The organism is Alsobacter sp. P4_H11, from assembly GCF_056400925.1.
This window is the reverse complement of sequence record NZ_JBFUKI010000008.1, coordinates 168,524-193,177: the sequence shown is the minus strand read 5'-3', so window position 1 is coordinate 193,177 and position 24,654 is coordinate 168,524. Positions and strand designations below refer to the sequence as shown.

The window sequence follows — 24,654 nt, the reverse complement described above, 5'->3', positions numbered from 1 at the left end:
CAAGCGGCGCGGTACCTCGCAGGTCGAATGCCACCTGGAAGGCATGATGACCTCGGTCGACAACTCCCGCTTCATCGACGCCCTCAAGGGCGTGCTCGGCCCCGCCGATGCGCTGATCCCGTTGCATGAGCCGCGCTTCGCCGGCCGCGAGTGGGAGCTGGTGAAGGACTGCATCGACACCGGCTGGGTGTCGTCCGTGGGCCAGTATGTGGATGGCTTCGAGGCCAGGCTGGCCGAAACCTGCGGGGCCGGCCGCGCGGTCGCGGTGGTGAACGGCACCGCGGCGCTGCACATGGCGCTGCTGCTGGCCGGCGTGCGGCCCGATGACGAGATCATCGTCCCCACCCTCACCTTCATCGCCACCGTAAATGCCGTCGCGTATTGCTCGGCGGTTCCGCACCTCGTCGATTCCGAGATCACGACGCTCGGCATGGATCCGGCCAAGCTCGGCCGCCATCTGGAGCGCATCGGAACCCGGCGGGGCGGCGCGCTGGTGAACCGCGAGACCGGCCGGGTGATCCGCGCCATCGTGCCGATGCACACCTTCGGCCACCCGGTGGACATGGACTGGCTGAACGCGGTCGCCGACCAGTTCGGGTTGCCGGTGATCGAGGACGCCACCGAGTCGCTGGGCACCCTCTACAAGGGGCGGCCCTCGGGATCGCTGGCCCCCATCGGCACACTCAGCTTCAACGGCAACAAGATCGTCACCACGGGCGGCGGCGGGGCGGTGCTGACGCAGGATCCCGCGCTCGGAGCCCGCGCCAAGCACCTGACGACGACCGCCAAGGTCCCGCACCGGTGGGCGTTCGACCATGACGAGATCGGCTACAACTACCGCTTGCCGAACCTGAACGCCGCGCTGGGCGTGGCGCAGCTAGAACAGCTGCCCGGCTTCCTGACGGCCAAGCGCGACCTGGCCGAGCGCTATGCGCAGGCGCTGGAGGGGGTTCGCGGGCTGCGGTTCTTCCGTGAGCCGGACTTCGCGCGGTCGAACTACTGGCTCAACGCCGTGCTGTTGGACGCCGACGACGAAAGCGAGCGCGACCGCGTGCTTCAGGCCACCAACGATGCCGGGCTGATGACGCGGCCGGTCTGGACCGTGATGCACAAGCTCTCCATGTACCGCGATTGCCCGCGCGACGACCTGTCGGTCGCCGAGAGCATCGGCCGGCGGCTGATCAACATCCCCTCCTCGGCCAAGCACGGGCTGCGCTAGATGGCGTCGCACGTCGCCATCGTGACCGGGAGTCGCGCCGACTGGGGGTTGCTGGCCGGCCCCGCGCGGGCGCTGGCCGATCGGGGCCTGCGCGTGTCGGTGATCGCCACGGGGCAGCATCTCGGCCCCGCCAACACGCTGGAGGCGATCCGGCAGGACGGCTTCGAGCCTGCCGACACGATCGACATCCTGCTCGCCGCCGACACGGGCGCGGCCGCCGCGAAGGCGATGGGGCTGTTGCAGATTGGGCTGGCCGGAAGCTTCGGGCGGCTCGGGCCCGACCTGCTGCTGGTGCTCGGGGACCGCTACGAGATCCTGGCCGCCGTCTCGGCCGCGCTTGTCATGCGCATCCCGGTCGCGCATATCGCGGGCGGCGACGTCACCGAAGGCGCCATGGACGACGCCATCCGGCACGCCATCACCAAGATGGCGAGCCTGCATTTCACCACCACCGAGGACGCCGCCGCGCGGGTGCGGGCCATGGGCGAGCCCGCCGGCCGCGTGCACGCGGTCGGAAGCCCCGGGATCGACCGCATCAGGACGACGCCCCTGCTCTCCCGGGAGGAGACCTTCGCGGCGCTGGGGCTGGAGCCGGCGCGCAAGCTGGTGGTCGCGACCTTCCATCCGGTGACGCTGTCCGACGCGTCACGAGCTGAACTCGCCGCGCTGCTGGAGGCGCTGGGCGCGCTCGGCCCGGAGTTCGGCCTCGTGTTCACGGGCGTCAACGCCGACCCGGAAGGCGCGACGCTGGACGGGGACATCGCGACGTTCTGCGCCGGGCGGGCCAACGCCGTCCATCGGGGCTCGCTGGGCTCGCGGCTGTATTTTTCGGCCGTGGCGGCCGCCGACGTCGTGGTGGGCAATTCGTCCAGCGGGCTTTACGAGGTCCCGAGCTTCGGCACGCCGACGGTGGACATCGGCGACCGGCAGAAGGGCCGGTTGCGGGCCTCTTCGGTGATCCATTGCGCGCCCACCCGCGACGCCATCGCGGCCGCCATCGCGCAGGCGCTCGCCATGGACGCGAGCGGGGCATTCAACCCGTATGGCGACGGACATTCCTCCGCTCGCATCGCCGCCGTGATCGCCGCGATCGAGCGGCCGCGGGACCTGCTGCGCAAATCGGCCGGAGACGCGCCATGAGCCGCAAGACGCTGATCATCGCCGAGGCCGGCGTGAACCATGACGGCGATTTCGACGCCGCCGTTGCGCTCGTTGACGCCGCCGCGGATGCGGGCGCGGACGTGGTGAAATTCCAGACCTTCTCGGCCGACAAGCTCGCCAGCCGCAAGGCCGAGAAGGCCGCCTACCAGAAGGAAGCGACCGGCGCGGGCGAGAGCCAGCGAGACATGCTGCGCCGGCTGGAGCTGAGCCACGACGCGCACCGCCGCCTGGTGAAGCACGCGTCCGAGCGCGGCATCGGCTTTCTGTCGACGCCGTTCGATTTGGAGAGCCTCGCCTTTCTGGCCGACGACCTGCGCCTGCCGCAGCTGAAGCTCGGCTCAGGCGAGGTCACCAATGCGCCGCTGCTCGTAGCCGTCGGACGCACCGGCCGTCCCGTGATCCTGTCCACCGGCATGGCGACGCTGGGCGAGGTCGAAATGGCGCTGGCCGCCCTGGCGGTGGGCTATCTCGGCCGCGAGCCGAACCGGGCCGCGTTCGCGCGGGCGTTGTCGGACGCCGCCGCCTGGGAGGCGCTTCGCCGCAACGTCACGCTGCTGCAATGCACGACGCAGTATCCGGCGCCCGCCGCCGACGCCAACCTCGCCGCCATGGCGACGCTGCGGGCGGCCTTCGGGCTGCCGGTCGGCTATTCGGACCACTGCCTCGGCATCAATGTTTCGCTCGCCGCCGCGGCGCTCGGGGCCGTGGCGATCGAGAAGCATTTCACACTGGACCGGACGCGTCCTGGCCCGGACCACGCCGCGTCGCTGGAACCCGGTGAGCTGAAGCTGCTGGTGGACGGCGTGCGCGAGATCTCGGCCTCGCTCGGCGATGGCCTGAAGGCGCCCCGCCCGTCCGAGGTTCCGAACATCCCGGTCGCGCGAAAATCCATCGTGGCGGCGCGGCCGATCGCCAAGGGTGAGCGGCTGACGCTAGACGCGATCACGACCAAGCGCCCCGGGGATGGCCGGTCGCCCTTCGACCTTTGGGATCTGGTCGGGACCGAGGCGACCGCCGCCTTTGACGAAGACGATGCGATCCGATGAGGGCCGCCCGGTGACCGCACCTCTCCCGGTGATCGTGCTCGGCGCGGGCGGCCACGCGGCCGTGGTGATCGACTTGCTGCGTGCGCTCGGCCGCGAGGTGCGCGGCTGCGTGGCGCCGGAGGATGGCCCGGCCTCGGCAATGGCGCCGCTGCTGGGCGGCGACGACGCGCTGGACGGCGTGTCGGCGGACGCCGTCGCGCTCGCGCTAGGCGTCGGATCCATCGGCGATTCGCGAGTCCGCCGAATCGTTTGGGAGCGTTTCCGCATGCGGGGATTCAGCTTCCCGGCCCTCGTTCACCCTACGGCTGCACTGGGCTCCGGCGTGACGCTGGGCGACGGGGCCGTGGTGATGATGCGCGCCGCGGTGCAGACCGGCGTGCAAATCGGCGAGGCCGCGATCCTCAACACCGCCTGCAGCGTCGACCATCACGCGCGCGTCGGCGCCTTCGTGCATGTGGCGCCGGGCGCAACGCTCTGTGGCGACGTGACAATCGGCGATGACGCCCATGTCGGGCCGGGCGCGGTGGTGTGCCAAGGCGTGCGCGTCGGCGCGGGCGCGGTGCTGGCGGCCGGCGCCGTCGTGATCCGCGACGTTCGCGCGGGCTGCCGCATGCAGGGCGTTCCGGCGCGGGAGCGCCAGCCATGATCCGCCGCCCGATCAAGTGGCACGACGCCCGGGTGACGCCCGAGAGCCAGATCCTGGACGCCATCCGGATCATCGATTCGGGCCCCGGCGGCATTGCGCTCGTCACCACGCCCGACGACCGCCTGGTCGGCACCGTCACGGATGGCGACGTGCGCCGCGGCCTGTTGCGCGGCGTGAAGCTGGACGAACCCGTCACGGCCGTGATGAACGCCAAGCCGCGCTGGGTGGACCCGACCGCGTCGCGTGACGCAATCATCGGCAAGATGCGGGCCTGGGGGGTCGAGCAGGCGCCGCTGGTGGACGCCTTCGGCCGCGTGGTCGGGCTGGAGCTCTTCGGCGACCTGCTGCTGGCGCCGGGCGACGACACCTGGATCGTCCTGATGGCGGGCGGCATGGGCACGCGGCTGCGGCCCTATACGGAGACGCTGCCCAAGCCGATGCTGCCGGTGGGCGGCAAGCCGATCATCCAAACCATCGTGGAAAGCTTCGCCGCGCAGGGCTTCCGGCGCTTCTTCTTCTCGGTGAACTACCGGGCCGAGGACATCATGCGCCACTTCGGCGACGGCGAGCAGTTCGGCGTGCAGGTGGAATATCTGCACGAGACGGAGCGCAAGGGCACGGCCGGGGCGCTGTCGCTGCTGCGCGAGGCGCCGCCCGGGCCCGTGATCGTGATGAACGGCGACATCATGACCAGTGTCGACTTTCGCCAACTGCTGCGCTTCCACGAGGAGCACGGCGCGGACGCCACCATGTGCGTGCGCGAGTACTCCATCCAGGTGCCGTTCGGCGTGGTCGAGACGGACCAGCATCGGCTGAAGACGCTGCAGGAAAAGCCCGTCCACTCGTTCTTCGTGAACGCCGGCATCTACGTCCTTTCGCCCGACGCGCTGGCGCGTGTGCCGCGGGATCGCTTCTACGACATGACGGATCTCTTCGCGGACCTCATGGCCGAGGGGCGCGAGGCGAGCGTGTTTCCCCTGCGCGAATACTGGCTCGATGTGGGCCGCCACGAGGATCTCGCCCAGGCGCGCACCGACGCGGTGGAGCGCGCGGCGGGGGACGACGCCTCGTGAACGCCGGACGCGCAATGGTGGTGGGCTACGGCTCCATCGGCGCCCGGCACGCGCGGGTGCTGCGCGAGGACGGGCTCGACGTGGGCATCGTGAGCCGCAGCGGGGCGGTGGAGGGCTCCGTCGCGACGATCGAGGGTGGGCTGGAACGGTTTTCGCCGGACTATGTGGTCGTTGCGAGCCCCACGGCCGATCATCTCGGGGCCTTGGCGACGCTGGCCGGGCTGGGCTTCGCGGGACGCGTTCTGGTCGAGAAACCGTTGCTCGCCCAACCCACGCCGCTGCCGCCTCACGGCTTCAAGCGCCTCGGCGTCGGCTACAACCTGCGCTTTCATCCCCTCGTCGCCCGGCTTCGCGAGACGCTGGTCGGGCGACGCGTGCTCGCCGTCTCCATCCATTGCGGGCAGTACCTGCCGGACTGGCGGCCCGGCGCGGACTACCGCGCGACGTCATCGGCGAGCGTCGCCCAGGGCGGCGGCGTGCTGCGGGACCTGTCGCATGAACTTGACTTGGCAGCCCACCTGTTTGGCCCTTGGGCGGAGCTGACCGCCGCCGGCGGCCGGATCGGCCCTCTCGCCATCGAGACCGACGACGCCTGGGGCATCCTGATGCGCCTCGCGTCCGGGGCGATCGCGACCGTCGGGGTGGACTACTGGCACCGCCCTGCGCGAAGGAGCATCGTGGTCGAGACCGTGGAAGGGTCGCTCACGGCGGATTTCATCGCCGGGACCTTCACGCAAAACGATCAAGCCGAGAGCGTCACGGCGGAGCGGGACGCGACCTATCGGGCGATGCACCGGGCCATGCTGGGCGACGCCCCCTCCCCGCTTTGCACCGCGGCCGAGGGACTGGCGGTGGTGGACACGATCGCGGCGATCGAGCGCGCCGCGGACGACAGGGTGTGGATCTCGGCATGAAGCGCATCTGCACCATCTGCGCGCGGGGCGGCTCCAAGGGCGTGCCGGGCAAGAACCTGCGGGTGATCGCCGGGCGGCCGCTGATCGCCTGGTCGATCTGGCAGGCGGCCCAGACCGGCCTGTTCGGCGCGATCGCGGTTTCGAGCGACTCGGAGGACATCCTGCAAGCGTCCGAGGCAGCCGGAGCGCAGGTGCTGATCCGCAGGCCGGCCGAGATGGCGACCGACACCGCCCCAAAAGCGCCGGTGATCCGCCATGCCCTGCTTGCCGCCGAGGCGGAGCTCGGCTGGCAGGCCGACGTGCTGGTGGACCTCGACGCCACCTCGCCCCTGCGCGAGCCCGCCGACATCGCGGGCGCGGTGGCGCTGCTGGAGGCGGGCGGCCGCTCCTGCGTGATCACGGCCGCGCCGGCCCGGCGCTCGCCCTATTTCAATCTCGTGGAGGTGGACGGGGCCGGCAACGCGCACTTGTCCAAGCCGCTGCCGAACGCGGTGGTGCGCCGGCAGGACGCGCCGCGCTGCTTCGACATGAACGCGTCGATCTATGTGTGGCGGCGATCCGCGATCGTCGATGACCCGCGGGTGTTCTACCCCGACACGGGGCTCTACGAGATGCCCGAGGAGCGTTCGATCGACATCGACAGCCCGCTCGACATGGACATCGTCACGATGCTGATGGAACGACGCACCGCGGAGCGGCCGGAATGAGGGCGAAGGGCGGATACCGGGGATTGTTCGACCTCTCCGGCAAGGTCGCGGTGGTGACCGGCGGCGCCGGCATCATCGGCCAGGAGATCGTGGCGGCGCTGGCCGACCACGGCGCAGCGGTCGCGGTGGCGGACCTCGACGAGACCAAGGCGCAGGCCGTCGCGGCCGAGCTGGCGGCGACCTACGGCGTCCAGTCGCTCGGGGTCGGCGTGGACGTCAGCGACAAGGCTTCGGTGGTCGAGATGGCGGACCGGGTGGAGCGCGAGCTCGGGCCGATTGACGTGCTGCACAACAACGCGGCCGGCAAGGGCGCGTCGCTGGACGCCTTCTTCGAGCCGCTGGAAACGTTCGATCTGGAAACCTGGCGCGCCATCATGGCGGTGAACCTGGACGGCATGTTCCTGGTCGCGCAAGCGGTGGGCTCGCGCATGGCGCAGCGGGGACGCGGGTCGATCATCCAGACCGCGTCAATCTACGGCGCGATGGGGCCCGACCAGCGCATCTACGAGGGCTCCGAATATCTCGGCCGGCCCATCAACACGCCGCCGATCTATTCGGCCTCCAAGGCCGGCGTGATCGGCCTGACGCGTTATCTGGCGGCCTATTGGGGCAAGGCCGGCGTGCGGGTGAACACGCTCACGCCCGGCGGCGTCGAGAGCGGCCAGAACGAGCGTTTCTCGCGCCAGTACGGCGCGCGCGTTCCCATGGGCCGCATGGCGCTGGCGCATGAGATGACGGGCGCGGTTGTGTATCTGGCTTCGAACGCGTCCAGCTACGTGACCGGGCAGAACTTGTTCGTGGACGGTGGGCTGTCCGCATGGTAACCCGCAGCTCCGTCCGCGACCGTCGCCGGATCGCGCCCGACCGCCGGTAAGCCGCGCCCCGCGCCGCCGCCGCGCCCCTCGCGAGGCCTCTCAGCGCATGACCCTCCTGCACAAGCCCCATCCCGTCGAGCTGCTGCCCTTCGCTCCGGGGAACAACGCGCCCGAGACCCGCTACGGGCTGCCGCGGGAAGTCAGCTTCTGCAAGCGCTGCGTGATCTCCAACCAGCGGCCGAACTCCGCCGTGGAGTTCAAGCACACGGCGGCGAGCAAGAAGGCGACGATCCACTTCGACCACGAGGGCGTCTGCGACGCCTGCCGGGTCGCCGAGGAAAAGGCGAACATCGATTGGGAGGAGCGCGAGCGCAATCTGCTCGCCCTGCTGGACAAGCACCGCAGCCGCACCGGCCATTACGACTGCGTGGTGCCGGGCTCGGGCGGCAAAGACTCGTTCTACGCGGCCCATCTGCTGAAGTACAAATACAACATGAACCCGCTCACGGTGACGTGGGCGCCGCATGTCTACACGGATTGGGGCTGGAAGAACTTCCAGGCCTGGATCCACGCCGGCTTCGACAACTACCTCCACACGCCCAATGGCCGCGTACACCGGCTGCTGACCCGCCTCGCCGTGGAGCGGCTGTTCCACCCGTTCCAGCCCTTCATTCTCGGCCAGAAACAGCTCGCCGCGAAGATGTCGATCATGACCGGCATCCCGCTGGTGTTCTATGGCGAGAACGAAGCCGAATACGGCAACCCGAAGCAGGACACCGGCGACGCGAAGCGTTCGTGGGACTATTTCACGGCCCAGTCAGAGGACGAGATTTTCCTGGGCGGCACGTCGCTCACCGAGCTGAAGAACGACTTCGGCCTGCGCCCGGCTGATTTCGAGCCCTATCTGCCGGCCGACCCGGCCAAGCTCGCCAGCACGGGCACCGAGGTGCATTACCTCGGCTACTATGTGAAGTGGCATCCGCAGTCGGCCTACTACTACGCCGTGGAGCATGGCGGCTTCCAGGCCTCGCCGGAGCGCACGCCGGGCACCTACTCCAAGTACAACTCCATCGACGACCGCATCGACGACTTCCACTACTACACGACCTTCATCAAGTTCGGCATCGGCCGCGCCACCTACGACGCCGCGCAGGAGATCCGCTCGGCCGACATCGAGCGCGACGAGGGCGTGGCGCTGGTGCGCCGCTTCGACGGCGAATTCCCGGAGCGCTTCGCCGAGGAGATCTTCCGCTACCTGTCCATCCCGGAGAGCGAGTTCCCGGTCGCGTCGAAGATGTTCGAGCAGCCGATCCTGGACCGCGCCTATTTCGACCGGCTGGCCGACACTTTCCGGCCGCCGCATCTGTGGACGCACGAGAACGGCGCGTGGCGCCTGCGCAGCGCGGTCTGGCAGGATGCCCCCTGACGCTGGGCCCGCGCCCGGTTCGGCCGGGCCAGAGCCCGGTTCGCGCCCGCGCGTCATCCTGGCGCTCGGCAACGTCACCGAGGTGAACGCGCTGCTGCCCTATGGGGAGCGGCTGGCCGAAACCGCGGACGTGCACGTGCTGTTCGCCTCGCCGCTCGACGCGGCTCTGTACGGCGGGCGCATCGCCGGCAAACCCGGCATGCATGTGCTCGACCCCGGGCTCGCGGAGGGCGTTTCGCCGTGGCTGGCCGCCCGGTTCACAGCGATCGGCAGGCGCATCCCGCGCGCAGGGCGGATGGCCGAGAAGCTCGCAACCAAGGCGGATGCCGTCTGGCGGCACCTGAGCGCCGGGCGAGCCCTGCGCCGGCTCGAGCCCTGGTGCCGGGCCGTGCTGATGCGGCTGCGCCCCGCCGCCATCGTGACGGGCTCCGACCGCGATCTGCGGGCCCGGCTCATGCTGCTGCGATGCGCGCGTGAATCCGGCGTGCCCATCGTGGTGATCCCGGCCGCGCTGCCGGCTTTTCGCCAGAGCCTGATCGACTGGCGGATGCGCGACGCGCGCTTTCGCGTGCCCGCGGGCTCGGACCTGCGGTCCCGCCATCCGGCGCACGTGATCGAGGGTCCGGGCGGCGAGCCGCTGGCCTTCTTCAATCCACGGATCTACACGCCCGCGCTGGCGCAGGCCGGCGTCCTGCGCGGCGACCCGTGGGTGCTGGGCGGCATGTGGGGCGACGTGGTGCTCGCGCCGGGGCGCGACATCGCCCGGCAGTTCGTGGCCGAGGGCCTGCCCGCCGAACGCGTCAGGATGGTCGGCTCGCTGGAGCTAGACGGCCTCGCGGCCGGGCACGCGCGCCGCAGCGCGATCCGCGCCGCCCTGCTGGAGCGGTTCGGACTGGCCGGCGCCGAAGGAACGATCGTTGGCTGGTCCGTGCACCAGCATTTCGAGCACGATCTCCTGCCCGCCGCCGCGTCCGACCGGCTGATGCGGGAGGTCGCGAAGGCGCTGCTTTCCCTGAGCGGCGTGGTGTTCGCCTCGCTCCATCCCAAGATGGACCCTGCCCGCTACGCTTGGCTCGATGCGGTGGACCCGAGGCTGCGGATTGTGCCGGACAGGCTCGAAACCTGGCTCGGCGCATGCGACCTGTTCACGGCCGCCGGCTATTCCTCCACGATCGGCTGGGCGGCGGCGCTGGGCGTGCCCACGGCCGTGTACGACACGCTGCAGTTTCGCGACTCGCTCTTCGACCGCCGGCCCGGCGTGCGGGTCGCGTATGACGGCGCCGGCTACGCGGCCCTCCTGCAGGACTTCGCCGATCCCGCGAAGCGCGCCGCCTGGATCGCGGCCGCGCAGACCGACGGCGAGACGCCGGACCTCCTCGACGGGCGCAGCATGGATCGCATAAAGGCGGTGGTGTTCGGCCGCGATGCGACCGCCGACATCCCGGGCGGGTGGACAACCGGCCCGGCTGTTGCAACAACGCCCGCATGAGCACCATCCGGCTGATCCCGCGCCTCGACGTGAAGGCGCCCAACCTGATCAAGGGCGTGCACCTGGAAGGGCTGCGCAAGATCGGCGACCCCAATGTGCGCGCCAAGCGCTACTACGAGGCCGGCGCGGACGAGATCCTCTACATGGACGTCGTCGCGAGCCTCTACGAGCGCAACAGCCTGCTCGACATCGTGGAGCGCACCACCCGCGACGTGTTCGTGCCGATCACGGTCGGGGGCGGCATCCGCTCCGTGGAGGACGCCCGCGCGGCCCTGGGCGCCGGGGCCGACAAGGTTGCGGTCAACACGGCAGCGGTGCGCAGGCCCGAGCTGATCTCCGAGATGGCGCGGGTGTTCGGCACGCAATGCGTTGTGCTCTCCATCGAGGCCAAGCGCGACGGCGGTCGCTGGGAGGCCTACACGGATAACGGCCGCGAGCGCACCGGCCTCGACGCCGTGGAATGGGCGCAGCGCGCTCTCACCCTTGGCGTCGGAGAGATCCTGGTCACCTCCGTGGACCAGGAGGGAACCCGCAAGGGCTTCGACCTGCCGTTGCTGGCCGCGATCTCGGCCGTCGCCACCGTGCCGGTGATCGCCTCGGGCGGCATGGGATCGGTGGAGCACGCCGCCGCGGCTGTGCGCGAGGGCCGGGCCGACGCCATCGCGATGGCGGACATCCTCCATTATGACCGCATGCCGCTGCCGCAGATCCGGGCCGGCCTGCGCGGCGCGGGCATTCCGGTGCGCAGCGTCGAATGGGCGGAGAACGCCGCATGAGCGCGACCGTGGCGATCGCCGACTACGGCATCGGCAATCTGATGAGCGCCAGCCGGGCGTTCCACCATGTGGGCGCGGAGGTCGCGCTGGTTCGCGATCCGGACCAGTTGCGCAAGGCGGACCGCGTCGTGGTGCCGGGCGTCGGAGCTTTCGGCGACTGCGTGCGGGCGCTCACGGCGAGTGGGCTGCGCGAGGCCGTCATGGACGTGATCGCGGCCGGCCGGCCGGTGCTCGGCATCTGCGTCGGCATGCAGATGCTGTTCGACCATGGCGACGAGTTCGGCGGCCATGCGGGGCTCGGCGTCATCCCCGGCCGGGTGAGCCGCATCCCGGACGTCACGCTCGAGGGCGCTCCCCAGAAAATCCCGCATATCGGCTGGACCGCGCTGGAGCCGCCGCGCGAGGCGAACGACCCTGCGCTGTGGGAGGGCACCATCCTGCGTTCCACGCCGGTCGGCACGCCGATGTATTTCGTCCACTCATTTACGGCCATGCCGGACGACTGGCGCCATCGGCTGGCGGACGCCCACCATGGCGGCCAGCGTATCGCCGCCGTGGTGCGCAAGGACAACGTCTCGGGCGCGCAGTTCCATCCGGAGAAGAGCGGGCCGGCCGGCTTGCAGCTGATCGCGGATTTCGTGCGGTGACGCAGGGTTCTCCATGGCGTTCCTGAAGCGGTTCTACGGCTTCCTGACCACGCGCCAGCGCGTCGGCGTGCTGGCCTTCTTCGTGCTCGCGGTGGTGAGCTCTGTGGTGGAGCTTTTCGGCATCGGGCTCGTGGTGCTGCTGCTGCAATCCTTCGCGCAGGACCGCACGAGCGGGCTTCTGGCGAAGCTGGAGCCCATCGTCGATGTGTTCCGCTTCGGCACCCGCTACGACGCGCAGATCAACCTCATCCTTTTTCTGGTGGTCGCCTACACGGTCCGGCTCGGCGTCGCGCTGCTGTACTCGGACGTGCGCACCCGCCTGATCGTGAGCGTCCAGCACGCCGCGATGCGGCGCGTGTATCGCGGCGTGATGAGCCTGCCCTATCAGGCCTATGCGACGATCGATTCAGCCGCGGTGCTGACCACGCTCCTGAAGGTCGCGCCGCGGGTCGGCAAGAACCTGCTCAACGCCATCCTGATGGCCGGCGTGGAAGCCACGCTGGTGATCGCGGTGGTGATCGGCCTCGCCCTCCAGGAGCCGGTCACGACGGCCGCGGTCGGCATTGCGATGTTCACGCTCTATGGCGTCGTCCAGATGGTCACCGGCCGCAAGCTGCGCCGCAACGGCATCGCCGAGAACAAGGCCTCGGTGCGCTACCAGCAGCACGTGCTGGACAGCTTCCGCGGCTTCCGGGACATCCGCATCCACGGGCTCAACCGCGAGTTCAACCTGCGTCACAGCCGCCTCCTCGACGAGGAAGCCGAATTGCAGCGCCGGGCGCGACTGCTCACCGAGACGCCGCGGCTCTATATCGAGACCGGCATCGTGTTCGTCGTGCTCGCGCTGGTGCTGGCGCAGCTGCTGCTCGACGTGCCCCGCGCCGAGTTCGCCAGCCGCATGCTGGTGCTCGCCGTCGCGGTGGCGCGGCTGATGCCGAGCGCCAACCGACTGGCGAGCGCGTGGTCCAGCGTGCTCCACAACATCGGCTGCGTGCAGGACCTGGAAAGTCTCTACCGGCGCTATCCCGTGCCCGATGGGCCCGCGCGTCATGTCGAAGGCCCTACCCTGCAAGGGCAGATCGCGCTGGAGAACGTATCCTTCAGCTACCCGGACGCCCCGACGGTGATCGACCAGGTCTCGATGACCATTCCGCGCCACGCCATGGTGGGGATCATCGGCGGCTCGGGCTCAGGCAAGACGACGCTGCTGGAGATCATCGCAGGGCTGCTGCCGCCCTCGTCCGGCGCCGTGACGGTCGACGGCGCGGTCCTGCCACCCGCCGCCGCGCCGGGGTGGCTGGAGCGGGTCGGCTACGTGCCGCAGAGCACCATGGTGTTCGCCGGGAGCATCGAGGACAACATCGTGTTCGGCCGGCCGCTGAACCCGGACGCGGTTGCGCGCGCCGTCAAGGCCGCCCAGCTCGAAGGCCTCCTGGCCCGGTTTCCCGAAGGGATCGCCGCGCAGGTCGGCGACGCCGGCGACCGGCTCTCGGGCGGCGAGCGCCAACGCATCGGCATCGCGCGGGCGTTTTACCATCGCCCGGAAGTGCTGATCCTCGACGAGGCCACCAGCGCGCTCGACGTGAACACCGAAGCCGCCATCCTGGCGTCGCTGGATGCGCTACGCTCCGAGACCACCGTCATCGTCGTCGCCCACAGGCTTTCGGCCGTTGCGAGCTGCGACGTGATCTACTGGCTGGACAACGGACGCGTGCGCGCGCAGGGGGATTACGCAGCGGTTGTGTCCGCCTTCAGCGGCCTCGATGCGGCCGGCGGGCGGGACAGGATGGAGTTGATCGGGCATGGGTGACTTAGGCTCCCGGGAGGCCGAGGCCCTCGCCGAGGAAGCGCGCATCCGCGCCGCCTACCGGCGACCTGACGTGTGGCTGGCGCATCGCCTCGCCAACCGCTTCGGGCTGGCGGCGTTGCGCTCCCTTCCCGATGGCGGCGAGCGGCTGCGGGCGGCCGTGAAGCAATCCGGCACGACGCTGCGACCCTACAAGGTCCTGATTCTGTCGCGCCTGCTGCGCAACGCCCGGCCGGGCGTGGTGGTGGAATATGGCGGCGGCGCCTCAACGTTCCTGATCGCCGAGATCCTCGACCAGATCGCCCGCGAGGGCGGCCCGACGCCACGGTTCTACTCGCTCGAGCAATCCGAGGATTACGCGCAGCGGATCGAGCAGGCGATGCCGGCGGCCCTAAAGCCGTCATTCGAGCTCATCCGTAGCGCCGTCAAATCAGTCGACCTCGGTGGCTATCGGGCCGTCCACTATGTCGAGCGCCCGCAGGTCGACCATATCGACTTCGCGTTCATCGACGGCCCCGCGCCCATCGGGAGCGAGACGCCGTTCAGCGGCGACTTCGTGCTGGAGGTTCAGCGCGGCACACGGGTGGCGCTGGCCGCCACCGATGTTCGCCTGTTCAACGCCATGTTCTTTCGCGACCTGGTCGGCGACCGGTTCGACGTGCGGGTGAACGTGCATGGTCGGACCGTGCTGTCGACCCCCCGCAAGGCCTGACCGGGATGGCCCGCGCGCCACGCATCCTCACCGTCATCCCGGCCCGGGGCGGCTCCAAGGGGTTGCCGGGCAAGAACGTCATGCCGCTGGCCGGCTTGCCGCTGATCGGCTACCCGGCGCGGCTCGCGCAGGCGCATCCGGGGCTGCAGGACGTGATCCTGTCCACCGACGACCCGGCCATCGCGGAGGTCGGCCGCTCGCTCGGGATCGACGTTCCGTTTCTGCGGCCGGCGGATCTCGCCACCGACCAGGCTTCCAGCGTCGCGATGGCGCGGCACGCGATCGCGGCGATGGAGCAGCGCACCGGCGTGCCCTATGACGCGCTGCTGCTGCTGCAGCCGACCTGCCCTTTCACGACGCCCGCGCAACTGGCCGAGGCGCTCGATCTTTACGCCAGCGGGCGATACCGCTTCGTCGGCTCCATGGCGGAGGTGGTGGACCAGCACCCGGCCTATCTGCTGACCCGGGACCGAGACGGCGGCGTCGGCCGCGCCTTTCCGGACATGCAGCGCGAGGGGCCGCGCCAGAAGTTGCAGCGCTTTTTCATGCGCACCGGCAATATCTACCTCACGGCGCGCGACAGCCTCATGGCCGAAGGCCGGTTCATCGTCGATCCGGCGACCTATGTGGAGGTCGACCGCATCTCGGCCGTGAACATCAACGACCGGCTGGATTTCCTGGTCGCCGAGGCGGTCGCGGCGGAGCGGGCCCGGTGAGCCGGCCCGTGGTCGGCATCCTGGAGCCGGATGCGTTTTCGGCGAAAGCCCGGGCCGCTCTGGAAGCGGCGGGGTTCGAGGTCCGGGCCTATGCGGCCCCGCAACCGCTAGCGATGTTTCTGGCCGATGCCGACGCGCTGTTCATCCGGCTCGGCCATTTCATCAATGGCGACCTGCTGCGGCTCGCGCCCCGCCTGCGGTGGCTGATCTCGCCCACCACCGGCGTCACCCATATCGACACCGACGCGACCGCCGCGCGGGGTGTGACGGTGCTGACGCTCGCCGGTAAGACGCACCTGATCGAGCACATCACGTCCACGCCCGAGCATGCGCTCGGGCTGGCGCTGGCGCTGCTGCGCAATTATGGCCGCGCCTTCGTGACGGCCGACAACCTCCATTGGGATCGCGACAGCGTGCGCGGCCACATGCTGGCGGGCCAGCGCGTGGGCCTGATCGGCCACGGGCGCGTTGGCAGGCGGTTGGCGCAGACCTTCTCGGCGCTCGGCTGCAGCGTGTCGCTGCACGATCCCGCGCAGATCTCGGACGGCCCCGATGCGCGCCGCCTGCCGGACGCCGACGCCGTGATCGCATCGTCGGACATCGTTATCCTGGCCGCCTCCTATGCGCCGGGCGACCCGATGGTTCTCGACGCCGCGCGGCTGGATGCGCTGGCGGGCAAGTTCCTGGTCAACATCGCGCGCGGCGAACTGATCGACGAAGAAGCGCTGATCGAGCGGCTGGAACACGACCTGTTCGCGGGCGTGGCCCTGGATGTGATCCGGGGCGAGAACGATCCGGCGAACAACCTGCAAAGGCTTGCGGCGCTGACGGGGCGCCGCAACCTGCTGCTGACGCCGCATGTGGGCGGCGCCACGCGCCAGGCCATGGCGCTCACCGAGGAGATCATGGCCGACATGTTCGTGGCCGCTTGGCGGGCCGCCCCATGAGCATCCTCTGCATCGCCGTGGACGAGCCCTTCGCGGAAGCCGTCGCCCGGCGCCTCCACGAACTCGGCCTGCTCGCCGGCGTGACGAGCTACGACGCCGGAATGCTGCAGGGCCTTTCTCCGCCCCCGCCCGTCGTGGTGGCGCGCCGGCTTTTCCGGGTCGAGGACCTGCGGCTGGCCTTCCCGGGTGTGACGCCGATTCCACCCTCCCGCGAAACCCTCCGGGCTCTGGCCGAGGCCGAGCGCGGCTTCCTGGAGATGTCCGATCGCTTCCTGTTCGCGCCGACGCCAGTGGGCGAGCGCCTGCGCCTTTATCACGAGCTGGTCGCTTGGCTCGACGGGTTCCTGGCCGCACGGCCGGACATCACGGCGCTGTATTTCCCCAGCACGCCGCATCATGGCTGGGACATCGTGCTCTATCATCTGGCGCGGCTGCGCGGCCGGCGCACGCTGAGCCTGCATCGGACCACGATCGCGGACCGCGTGTATCTGGCGGAAGACTTCCGCGAGCCGCCGCGCCCGGCCGCCCTTCCCTCCCTGGCGGAGGCGCAGGCCGCGCTGGGGCCCGAACTGCTGGCCCAGATCCAGGGCGTCAGCGACTGGGTCCGGCTCTCCATCGCCAAGAACAAGGATGCGCTGGGCGCCGGCCGCTCGGCCAAGGCGATCGTCAAGGCGCTGCGCGACGAGGCCTGGTGGCTGAAGAAGCGCATCCGACACGCGCCCGACAGCGCCGACCGCTTCATCAACGCCTTCGCGGGCGAAGGCGCGCTCGGCCCCGCGGAAGTGTGGCGTCGCAAGATGCGCTTCCAGGCGGATATCCGCGCGCTGCGGCGGCGCTACGACGCGCTGGCGCGACCCCTCGATCCCGGGCGACCGTATGTCTACTTCGCGCTGCAATACCAGCCGGAGCGGACGAGCCAGCCCGAGGGGCTGGAGTTCGCCGACCAGATTCTCGTCGCCCAGTTGCTGGCGCGCGCGCTGCCGGACGGCTGGACGCTCGCCATCAAGGAGCATCCGCGCCAGCTCGGGGTGACGCCGCCCGCCATGCACCGCCGCCATGCCCGGGGCCCGGCCGACTATGAGGCGCTCGCCGCCCTCCCCAACGTTCGCCTGCTGCCGCTGGACGCGCCGAGCGAGGCGCTGATCGACGGCGCCCGCGCCTGCGCGACGCTCACCGGCACGGTGGGTTGGGAAGCGCTGCTGCAAGGCGTGCCTGCGCTGGTGTTCGGCGCGGCCTGGTATGGCTGCTGCGAGGGCGTCGCGCAGGTGGGCTCGGTGGAGGATATCCGCGCCGCGCTGGCGCGCTTCGAAGGGCGCGGGCGCGACCAGATCCGCGCCGACATGATCCGCTTCGTGGCCGGGCTCCTGCCCGACCTGATCGTTAGCAGCAACGACCACCGCTTCGCGACCAAGTCGGCCATCGCGTATGACCGGCTGGTGGCCACGCTGGCCGACGCGATCGCCACGCGGGCGACCGGGGCCCGAGAAAGCGCTTCGGCGCCGGTTTGAACATCTAAATTGGTTGCGTCCCTATCGTTCTGACAATCCTAGCGTGTATAGGCGACGGATGCCGTCGCCGCATCTGGCCCTCAAAGACCTGGGCGCTTCCCTGTTCGCACCGCGCAGTCGCCCCGGGCGGGAAGCCGCGTCGACGGGCGCGGCCGCGCGGCCGGCGTCCTACCGGGCGTTCGGCGCCTTTCGGCTGTTTCTCGCCCTGCTTGTCGTCGTCAGCCACAGCCGCGACCTCGGCAGCCCGGGCGCCATCTCGGCGCTGAAGCCCTGGGGCCTCGGCAACATCGCGGTGCTGGGCTTCTTTATGCTCTCCGGCTTCATCATCGCGGAGGCGCTGGAGCGGTTCTACGCCGGCCGGACCGGGCCGTTTCTGGCGAACCGGTTCCTGCGCCTGTTCCCGCCCTATCTGGCCGCCCTCGCGCTGTCGGTCGCGATCCACCTCGCCTTGGTCGGGCGTGGCCCCGTGCTGACCTTCGACTACGACACGCTGCCCGCGAACCTGTTCGGGCCCGGGAACCTGGCGTCCAACCTCCTCCTCGTCTTCGTATGGTATGGGCTCGATTCGCTTCACATCGCGCCGGTCTATCCGTTCGTCCGCTATGTGTGGGCGGTCAGCGTGGAGTGGCTGTTCTACGTCCTGTTCGCGGTCGCATTCGCGCCGGCGCTCGAGCGCGTGCGCCGGCCCGTCATCGTGTTCGCGGCTGCGCTCGCGGCGGGTTATCTCTACCGCTACACGCGGGTGTCGTGGTTCTACCCGCTGACCTTCGCGCCCTATTTCGTGGCCGGCGTGTGCCTCTACCACGCCGTGCAGTGGCGCGATCGGGCTGCACTGGTCGGCGCCGTGGTCGCGCTGGCGCTGTGCTACCACCACTACTACGGCTACGCGGACCGCACACGCGAGGCGCTGATGGGCGGCGTCCTGGTGGTCGCCATCGCGCCCGCGCTCGCTGGCCTCGCCCGGCTTCAACTCGGCGCGGGCTGGCGCAGGATCGACCGGTTTCTCGGCGACCTCTCCTACCCGGTCTACCTGAACCACTACGTCGTCACCATCGCGCTGCTGAATCTCACCACGGAACGGAGCGTGCGCATGATCGCGCTGTCGCTGGCGCTCTCCACGCTGGCGTCGCTCGCGCTGGCCCTGATGGTGGAGCCGCTGACCCGGCAGGTGCGCAACCGTTTCCGGGGAACCGCCATCAGCTAAGGTCGGCGGACAGGGCTGCAGGCAGGCGGCTTGAAACCCACGCTGATCCCCCGTAGCAATGCGCCACTCTCATTCCGCGCCCGAGTGGCCCCTACACACGCAGGAGCAGCCTCGTGACCACCCGCTGGCCTGTCGGCCAAGGCAAGCGCCTCATCATCGGCGAAGTGGGCCTCGCCCATGAGGGCAGCCTGGGCTCGGCCCAGAGCTTCATCGACCTCATCGCGGATGCGGGCTGCGACGCCGTGAAGTTCCAGACGCACATCGCCGAAGCCGAGAGCACGCCGGAGGAGAAATTCCGGGTGCCGCTCTCCGGCCAGGACGGGACGCGCTACGACTACTGGACGCGCACCGCCTTCACGGAAGCGCAGTGGCGCTCGCTGGTGGAGCGCACGCACGCCAGGGGCATCGCGTTCATCAGCTCGCCCTTTTCGGAGGAGGCCGTCGACCTGCTGGCCCGCGTCGGCGCGGATGCGCTGAAGATCGCGTCCGGCGAGGTCTCGAACCTGCCGCTGCTGGAGCGCGCCGCCGCCACCGGGCTGCCCGTGATCCTGTCGTCCGGCATGTCGCCGCAGGCCGAGCTCGACCGCGCCGTGGACGTGCTGAAGAGCGGCGGCGCGGCGGTGTCTATCCTCCAGTGCACCTCCGCCTATCCGTGCCCGCCCGAAAAGCTCGGCCTCAACGTGCTGGCCGAGATGCGCGAGCGATACGGCGTGCCGGTCGGCCTGTCGGACCATTCGGGCGACATCTTCGCCGGGCTGGCGGCCGTGACGCTGGGCGCCGACGTGCTGGAGGTCCACGTGTGCTTCTCCAAGGACATGTACGGCCCGGACGTGAAGGCCTCGCTGACCCGCGAGCAGCTGCAGGACCTTGTGCGCGGGGTCTCCTTCATCGACCGCGCGCTCAGCAACCCCGTGAACAAGGACGACCAGGCCCAGGCGCTGGACCCGCTGCGCAAGCTCTTCACCAAGAGCGTGGTCGCGGGGCGCGAGCTGCCGGCCGGGGCCGTGCTGGACCGGGCGTCGCTGGCCTTCAAGAAGCCGGGAATCGGCATCCCGGTGTCCGACTACGAGCGCCTTCTCGGCAAGCGGCTGGCGCGCTCCGTTCCGAAGGATCATTTCTTCGCGGACGGCGACTTCGACCGTTGAGGTGAGCACTGTGCGCAAAATCTGCGTGGTCGTCGCCAGCCGGGCCAATTACGGCCGGGTAAAGTACCTCATGAAGGCCGTGCAGCAGCGGCCGGACCTGGAGCTGCAGCTCATCGTCTCGGCTTCGACGTTGCTCTACCGTTTCGGCCGGGCCGTGGACGTGATCAAGGCGGACGGCTTCAAGCCGAACCGCTCGCTGTTCTACATCCTGGAAGGCGAGAACCTCGTCACGCAGGCAAAGTCCACCGGCGCGGGCATCTCCGAGCTGGCGACCGCCTTCGACGACCTGCAGCCCGACATCGTCGTGAGCGTCGCCGACCGCTTCGAGACCATGGCGACCGCCATCGCGGCGACCTACATGAACGTTCCGTTGGCGCACATCCAGGGCGGCGAGATCTCCGGCAACATCGATGACCGGGTGCGCCACGCCATCACCAAGCTTGCCGACCTGCATTTCCCTTCCAGCGAGCAGTCGCGCGAGCGCGTGATCCGCATGGGCGAGGACCCGGCCTATGTGTTCAACGTCGGCTGCCCTTCGGTCGACGTGCTCGTGAACCAGGACCTGCGCATCGACAACGAGATCATGGCCAGCTACGGCGGCACCGGCGCGGGCATCGACTGGACGAAGCCTTACGTGCTCTTGGTGCAGCACCCGGTGACGACCTCCTACGGCCAGGGCTTCGCACAAATCAACGAAAGCCTGGCGGCCGCCGTCGAGATCGGCCTGCCGACCGTGGTGCTCTGGCCCAACATCGACGCCGGCACGGACGATGTCGCCAAGGGCATCCGGGTGTTCCGTGAGCGGAACCCGACCCTGCCCTTCCATTTCTTCCGCAATTTCTCGCCGGAGGATTACGGCCGCGTGCTCGCCAATGCGGCGTGCCTGATCGGCAACTCGTCCTCGTTCATCCGCGAAGGCGCGTATCTCGGCGTTCCGGCCGTGATTGTCGGCGATCGCCAGATGGGCCGCGAGCATGGCCGCAACGTCACGTTCGCGCCCTACGAGCAGGCCGCCATCGCGGAAGCCGGCCGTCGGCAGATCGCGGCGAAACGTTATGACAGCGACCCGATCTTCGGACGCGGCGACGCTGGGCCGCGCATGGCCGAAATCCTCGCCAGCATCGCGCTGCCGGCGATCAAGCGCATGACCTACTGAGGAGCAGCCGCGTGACCGCAGAGGCAGGCGATTTCAAGTTCGGCTCCGTCGGCGCCTTCGACGATAGCTGGAAGGCGCTGCCGGCCAGCGAGCGTTACCACTTCGCCGCCGGAGAGCCCGCGCACCAGGTGCAGTTCGCGTTCCAGAACCATTGGCGCGTGTTCCAGAAGGTGATGGGCCACACCCGCGGCGGGCGGGCCATCGAGCTTGGCTGCGGCCGCGGCAGCATGGCGGCGTTCTTCGCCAAGGCGGGCTTCGAGACCCACCTGCTCGACACCTCGGCTTCCGCGCTGGACTGCGCGCGCCGCAACTTCGAGGCGGATGGGCTTACGGGGCACTACCATCAGGCCGACGCGCTCGCGACGCCGTTCCCGGACGACCACTTCGACGTGGCGGTCTCGATCGGCCTGCTCGAACATTTCGAGGACATCGCGCCGCCGCTCGAGGAGCAGATCCGCATCCTGAAGCCGGGCGGCGTGTTCCTGGGCTATGTGGTGCCGGAGCGGCCCGTGAGCGTCCAGACGCTCGGCGCGCCGCTCAACGCCGCGCTTCGGCTGTGGGACCGCTACACGTCGAGCGAGACACGTCCGGCCGCTCCGCCCAAGCAGGAGCTCTACCGCAACACTTTCGACAGCACGGCCTATCTCGACGTGCTCGACCGGCTGGCGGTGAAGAACCGCGGCGCGTTCGGCATGTTCCCGGTGCCGCTGGTGTCGCATTCGTGGAAGTTTCCGTTCACGGCCATGAGCCCGGCCGCCGAGAAGCGCCTGATGGCGACGTGGCGGGCGCTGCTGGCCGCGCGGCCCGGCAAGGACGCCGCATCGCCCGATCCGCTGCGGGATCCCTGGACCTGCGCCGAGCCATGGGGCCTCGCCTTCCTGGTCTGGGCCCGCAAATAACCGCCAACCATCACCGGAGCCGCCTGTGAGCGACGTCTTCATCATCGCCGAAGTGGGCTCCGTGCATGACGGGTCCTTCGGCAACGCCGGCAAGCTGATCGACCTCGCGGCCGATCTCGGCGCGAGCTGCATCAAGTTCCAGACCCACATCGCGGCGGCCGAGACCACCCGCAACGCGCCGATGCCGCCCTACTTCAAGGGCGAGCCGCGCTTCGAATATTTCGAGCGCACCGGCTTTCGGCTCGAACAGTGGAGCCTGCTGAAGGCGAAGGCCGACGAGCGCGGGCTGGAGTTCCTCTCGTCGCCGTTCTCGGTGGAGGCCGTGGAGCTCCTGGAGCGCATCGGCGTCAGCCGCTACAAGATCCCGTCCGGCGAGGTGACCAACATCCCGATGCTGGAAGTCGTGGCGCAGACCGGCAAGCCGGTGCTGCTCTCCTCGGGCATGAGCGACTGGCGCGAGATGGACCGCGCCGTCGAGACCATCCTGAAGCGCCACGACAAGCTCACGCCGATGCAGTGCACCTCGGCCTATCCGACCGCCAACGACCGCGTCGGCCTGAACGTTCTGGGCGAGATGCAGGCGCGCTGGGGCCTGCCGGTGGGCTATTCGGACCACACGCTCGACAACCACGCGATCTTCGCCGCCGTGGCGCTCGGCGCGGTGGCAGTGGAAAAGCACCTCACCTTCAGCCGCGCCATGTACGGCTCCGACGCGCCGCATTCGGCCGAGCCGCCGCAGTTCGCGGACCTGGTCAAGGGCGTGCGGGCGATCTCGGAGATGCTGGCGTCGCGGGTGGAGAAGAACGACCTCGACCCGTACCGGTCGATGAAGCAGATCTTCGAGAAAAGCGTCGTCGCGCGGGTGGACATCCAGGCCGGCGCCACGATCACGGCCGAGATGGTCACGGTGAAAAAGCCCGGCGACGGCATCCCGGCGGCGCGCCTCGGCGACGTCATCGGCCGCAAGGCGCGCGGGGCGATCGCGGCCGACTCGCTGCTGCGCCCGGACGACATGGAGCCGGTGCTGGAAAGCTGACCATTCCGATCGTCATTGCGATTAGCGCAGCGACGAAGCAATCCAGACCCCAGCCTTGGGGAGCTATGCCTGGTGCAGCTGATACGCTGCGGTCGCGGTGTTCGGGGAAAGGTGACGGTTGTTTCGGCCAAACTCAATCAACGCGCCGTCTCTCCACTGTCATCCCCGGCGACCTGCGGAGCAGGTCGGGAAGGGGATCCAGTGCCACTGGCCCGAGCATGCGCCCAGTCCCCTGGATCCCCTTCCCGGCGCTGTGCGCCGCCGGGGATGACGGCGGATCGGTCCAGGACACTCAGCTCTGGACGAAGTGCCGCCTCATCTCGACACCCGCACGCTGGGGTGGTACTCCCGCCCTCGCTGCGGATCGCCGTTCGGCTGAGCCGCCGTGTCCTTGTCGCGCGCAGCCGGGCTGCCGCATGGGAGCGCTTCCTTGCCCAAGAGAAAAATCTGCGTGGTCGTCGGATCGCGCGCGAACTACTCCTCCATCAAGGCCGTGATGCGGGCCGTGCAGGCTCATCCGGACCTGGAGCTGCAGCTCGTGGCGGGCGCTTCAGCGCTGCTCGACCGCTACGGCGCCGTCGTCGACATCATGGAGCGCGACGGCTTCACGGCAGCGGCCAAGATCTTCATGCTGGTCGAGGGCGAGACGCCCGTCACCATGGCGAAGTCGACCGGGCTTGGCCTGATCGAGCTTCCGACCGTGTTCGAGGCGCTGAAGCCTGACGTAGTGCTCACCGTCGGCGACCGCTTCGAGACCATGGCGACCACGCTGGCGGCCGCCTACATGAACATCCCGCTCGCCCACACGATGGGCGGCGAGGTGTCGGGCAACATCGACGAAAATATCCGGCACGCGATCACCAAGTTCGCGAACATCCACTTCCCGGCCTCCGAGGACGCGCGCCAGCGCATCGTCAAGCTCGGCGAGCGGCCCGAGATCGTCCACAACGTCGGCTGTCCGCGGATGGACATCGTCGCCGAGATCCTGCAGCAGGACCCCGAGGTGGATCACTATCTCGGCGGCGAGGGCGTGGGCGTCAGCATCCGCTCGCGTGAGCCCTTCGTGCTCGTGTCGCAGCATCCGGTGACCGGTGAATATGGTTCGGGCGAAGCGCAGATCAGCGCCACCCTGGCGGCCGTGCGCGAGACCGGGCTGCCCGCCGTGGTGCTCTGGCCGAACTCGGACGCCGGTTCGGAGGACGTGTCGCGCGGCATCCGCAAATACCGCGAGCGCAACCCGGACGCGCCCTTCCGCTACGTCAAGAACCTGCCGCCGGAGGTCTACATCCCGCTCATGGCGCGCACGTCCTGCCTGGTCGGCAACTCGTCGAGCGCCATTCGCGAGGGCGCGTTCATCGGCACCCCGGCCGTGAATGTCGGCTCGCGGCAGACCGACCGCGAGCGCGGGCGCAACGTGATCGATTCGGGCTATGAGAAGGACGAGATCCTGCGCGCCGTGCGCGACCGCATCAGCCATGGGCGCTTTGCGTTCGAGCCGATCTATGGCGACGGCACGGCCGGCCCGAAGGTCGCGGACCTGCTCGCCACCGAGACGATCAGCACCAGCAAGGTGATCACCTACTAAGGCGCGAGCCCGGCGAAGAG

At 69.6% G+C, this 24,654-nt stretch carries 23 protein-coding genes; all 23 read left to right on the top strand.

What is annotated here, in order from left to right; translation table 11 throughout:
- The first annotated feature begins 46 nt into the window (after positions 1 to 46).
- Positions 47 to 1,219, top strand: coding sequence for a LegC family aminotransferase (locus AC1DSZ_RS16040; RefSeq protein ID WP_476839344.1), 1,173 nt, complete (start codon positions 47 to 49; stop codon positions 1,217 to 1,219).
- Positions 1,220 to 2,359, top strand: a complete 1,140-nt coding sequence (neuC, locus tag AC1DSZ_RS16035) for a UDP-N-acetylglucosamine 2-epimerase (protein ID WP_476839343.1) — start codon at positions 1,220 to 1,222, stop codon at positions 2,357 to 2,359.
- The gene (neuB, locus tag AC1DSZ_RS16030) at positions 2,356 to 3,426 is read left to right on the top strand and encodes an N-acetylneuraminate synthase (RefSeq protein WP_476839342.1); all 1,071 of its coding nucleotides are present in this window, start codon (positions 2,356 to 2,358) and stop codon (positions 3,424 to 3,426) included. Before neuC (AC1DSZ_RS16035) ends, neuB begins: the two co-directional genes overlap by 4 nt.
- A 10-nt stretch (positions 3,427 to 3,436) precedes the next feature.
- Positions 3,437 to 4,072 carry a NeuD/PglB/VioB family sugar acetyltransferase gene (locus AC1DSZ_RS16025; protein WP_476839341.1) on the top strand — a complete coding sequence of 212 codons (636 nt, stop codon included), beginning with the start codon at positions 3,437 to 3,439 and terminating at the stop codon, positions 4,070 to 4,072.
- The gene (locus AC1DSZ_RS16020; protein WP_476839340.1) at positions 4,069 to 5,145 is read left to right on the top strand and encodes a nucleotidyltransferase family protein; all 1,077 of its coding nucleotides are present in this window, start codon (positions 4,069 to 4,071) and stop codon (positions 5,143 to 5,145) included. The genes AC1DSZ_RS16025 and AC1DSZ_RS16020 overlap by 4 nt, the downstream gene beginning before the upstream one ends.
- Entirely contained in the window at positions 5,142 to 6,059 is a 918-nt protein-coding gene (locus AC1DSZ_RS16015; RefSeq protein WP_476839339.1) for a Gfo/Idh/MocA family protein, read from the top strand. Before AC1DSZ_RS16020 ends, AC1DSZ_RS16015 begins: the two co-directional genes overlap by 4 nt.
- Positions 6,056 to 6,766: an acylneuraminate cytidylyltransferase family protein gene (locus AC1DSZ_RS16010; protein WP_476839338.1), complete on the top strand. Its 711-nt coding sequence runs from the start codon at positions 6,056 to 6,058 to the stop codon at positions 6,764 to 6,766. Before AC1DSZ_RS16015 ends, AC1DSZ_RS16010 begins: the two co-directional genes overlap by 4 nt.
- On the top strand, positions 6,763 to 7,590 hold the full coding sequence (locus tag AC1DSZ_RS16005; protein ID WP_476839337.1) for an SDR family oxidoreductase: 828 nt from the start codon (positions 6,763 to 6,765) through the stop codon (positions 7,588 to 7,590). The genes AC1DSZ_RS16010 and AC1DSZ_RS16005 overlap by 4 nt, the downstream gene beginning before the upstream one ends.
- 97 nt (positions 7,591 to 7,687) lie before the next feature.
- Entirely contained in the window at positions 7,688 to 9,007 is a 1,320-nt protein-coding gene (locus tag AC1DSZ_RS16000; RefSeq protein ID WP_476839336.1) for an N-acetyl sugar amidotransferase, read from the top strand.
- Positions 8,997 to 10,496 (top strand): hypothetical protein, encoded by a 1,500-nt coding sequence (locus AC1DSZ_RS15995; RefSeq protein WP_476839335.1) that lies wholly within the window; start codon positions 8,997 to 8,999, stop codon positions 10,494 to 10,496. Before AC1DSZ_RS16000 ends, AC1DSZ_RS15995 begins: the two co-directional genes overlap by 11 nt.
- Positions 10,493 to 11,272: an imidazole glycerol phosphate synthase subunit HisF gene (gene hisF, locus AC1DSZ_RS15990; RefSeq protein WP_476839334.1), complete on the top strand. Its 780-nt coding sequence runs from the start codon at positions 10,493 to 10,495 to the stop codon at positions 11,270 to 11,272. The genes AC1DSZ_RS15995 and hisF overlap by 4 nt, the downstream gene beginning before the upstream one ends.
- Positions 11,269 to 11,919, top strand: a complete 651-nt coding sequence (hisH, locus tag AC1DSZ_RS15985) for an imidazole glycerol phosphate synthase subunit HisH (protein WP_476839333.1) — start codon at positions 11,269 to 11,271, stop codon at positions 11,917 to 11,919. The genes hisF and hisH overlap by 4 nt, the downstream gene beginning before the upstream one ends.
- 13 nt (positions 11,920 to 11,932) lie before the next feature.
- Complete coding sequence (locus AC1DSZ_RS15980) at positions 11,933 to 13,729, top strand: ABC transporter ATP-binding protein (protein WP_476839332.1); 1,797 nt, start codon at positions 11,933 to 11,935, stop codon at positions 13,727 to 13,729.
- Positions 13,722 to 14,438 (top strand): O-methyltransferase, encoded by a 717-nt coding sequence (locus AC1DSZ_RS15975; protein WP_476839331.1) that lies wholly within the window; start codon positions 13,722 to 13,724, stop codon positions 14,436 to 14,438. Before AC1DSZ_RS15980 ends, AC1DSZ_RS15975 begins: the two co-directional genes overlap by 8 nt.
- A 5-nt stretch (positions 14,439 to 14,443) precedes the next feature.
- On the top strand, positions 14,444 to 15,154 hold the full coding sequence (locus tag AC1DSZ_RS15970) for an acylneuraminate cytidylyltransferase family protein (RefSeq protein WP_476839330.1): 711 nt from the start codon (positions 14,444 to 14,446) through the stop codon (positions 15,152 to 15,154).
- Positions 15,151 to 16,101, top strand: a complete 951-nt coding sequence (locus AC1DSZ_RS15965; protein WP_476839329.1) for an NAD(P)-dependent oxidoreductase — start codon at positions 15,151 to 15,153, stop codon at positions 16,099 to 16,101. The genes AC1DSZ_RS15970 and AC1DSZ_RS15965 overlap by 4 nt, the downstream gene beginning before the upstream one ends.
- Positions 16,098 to 17,609 carry a capsular polysaccharide export protein, LipB/KpsS family gene (locus AC1DSZ_RS15960; protein WP_476839328.1) on the top strand — a complete coding sequence of 504 codons (1,512 nt, stop codon included), beginning with the start codon at positions 16,098 to 16,100 and terminating at the stop codon, positions 17,607 to 17,609. The genes AC1DSZ_RS15965 and AC1DSZ_RS15960 overlap by 4 nt, the downstream gene beginning before the upstream one ends.
- Before the next feature lie 58 nt (positions 17,610 to 17,667).
- Positions 17,668 to 18,813: an acyltransferase family protein gene (locus tag AC1DSZ_RS15955; RefSeq protein WP_476839327.1), complete on the top strand. Its 1,146-nt coding sequence runs from the start codon at positions 17,668 to 17,670 to the stop codon at positions 18,811 to 18,813.
- Between the two features lie 113 nt (positions 18,814 to 18,926).
- Positions 18,927 to 19,958 carry an N-acetylneuraminate synthase family protein gene (locus AC1DSZ_RS15950; protein ID WP_476839326.1) on the top strand — a complete coding sequence of 344 codons (1,032 nt, stop codon included), beginning with the start codon at positions 18,927 to 18,929 and terminating at the stop codon, positions 19,956 to 19,958.
- A 10-nt stretch (positions 19,959 to 19,968) separates the two neighbouring features.
- The gene (neuC, locus tag AC1DSZ_RS15945; protein ID WP_476839325.1) at positions 19,969 to 21,114 is read left to right on the top strand and encodes a UDP-N-acetylglucosamine 2-epimerase; all 1,146 of its coding nucleotides are present in this window, start codon (positions 19,969 to 19,971) and stop codon (positions 21,112 to 21,114) included.
- An 11-nt stretch (positions 21,115 to 21,125) separates the two neighbouring features.
- Positions 21,126 to 22,013, top strand: a complete 888-nt coding sequence (locus tag AC1DSZ_RS15940; RefSeq protein WP_476839324.1) for a class I SAM-dependent methyltransferase — start codon at positions 21,126 to 21,128, stop codon at positions 22,011 to 22,013.
- 25 nt (positions 22,014 to 22,038) lie between these two features.
- Positions 22,039 to 23,049: an N-acetylneuraminate synthase family protein gene (locus AC1DSZ_RS15935; RefSeq protein ID WP_476839323.1), complete on the top strand. Its 1,011-nt coding sequence runs from the start codon at positions 22,039 to 22,041 to the stop codon at positions 23,047 to 23,049.
- A gap of 430 nt (positions 23,050 to 23,479) precedes the next feature.
- On the top strand, positions 23,480 to 24,634 hold the full coding sequence (neuC, locus tag AC1DSZ_RS15930; RefSeq protein ID WP_476839322.1) for a UDP-N-acetylglucosamine 2-epimerase: 1,155 nt from the start codon (positions 23,480 to 23,482) through the stop codon (positions 24,632 to 24,634).
- Positions 24,635 to 24,654: the final 20 nt, after the last annotated feature.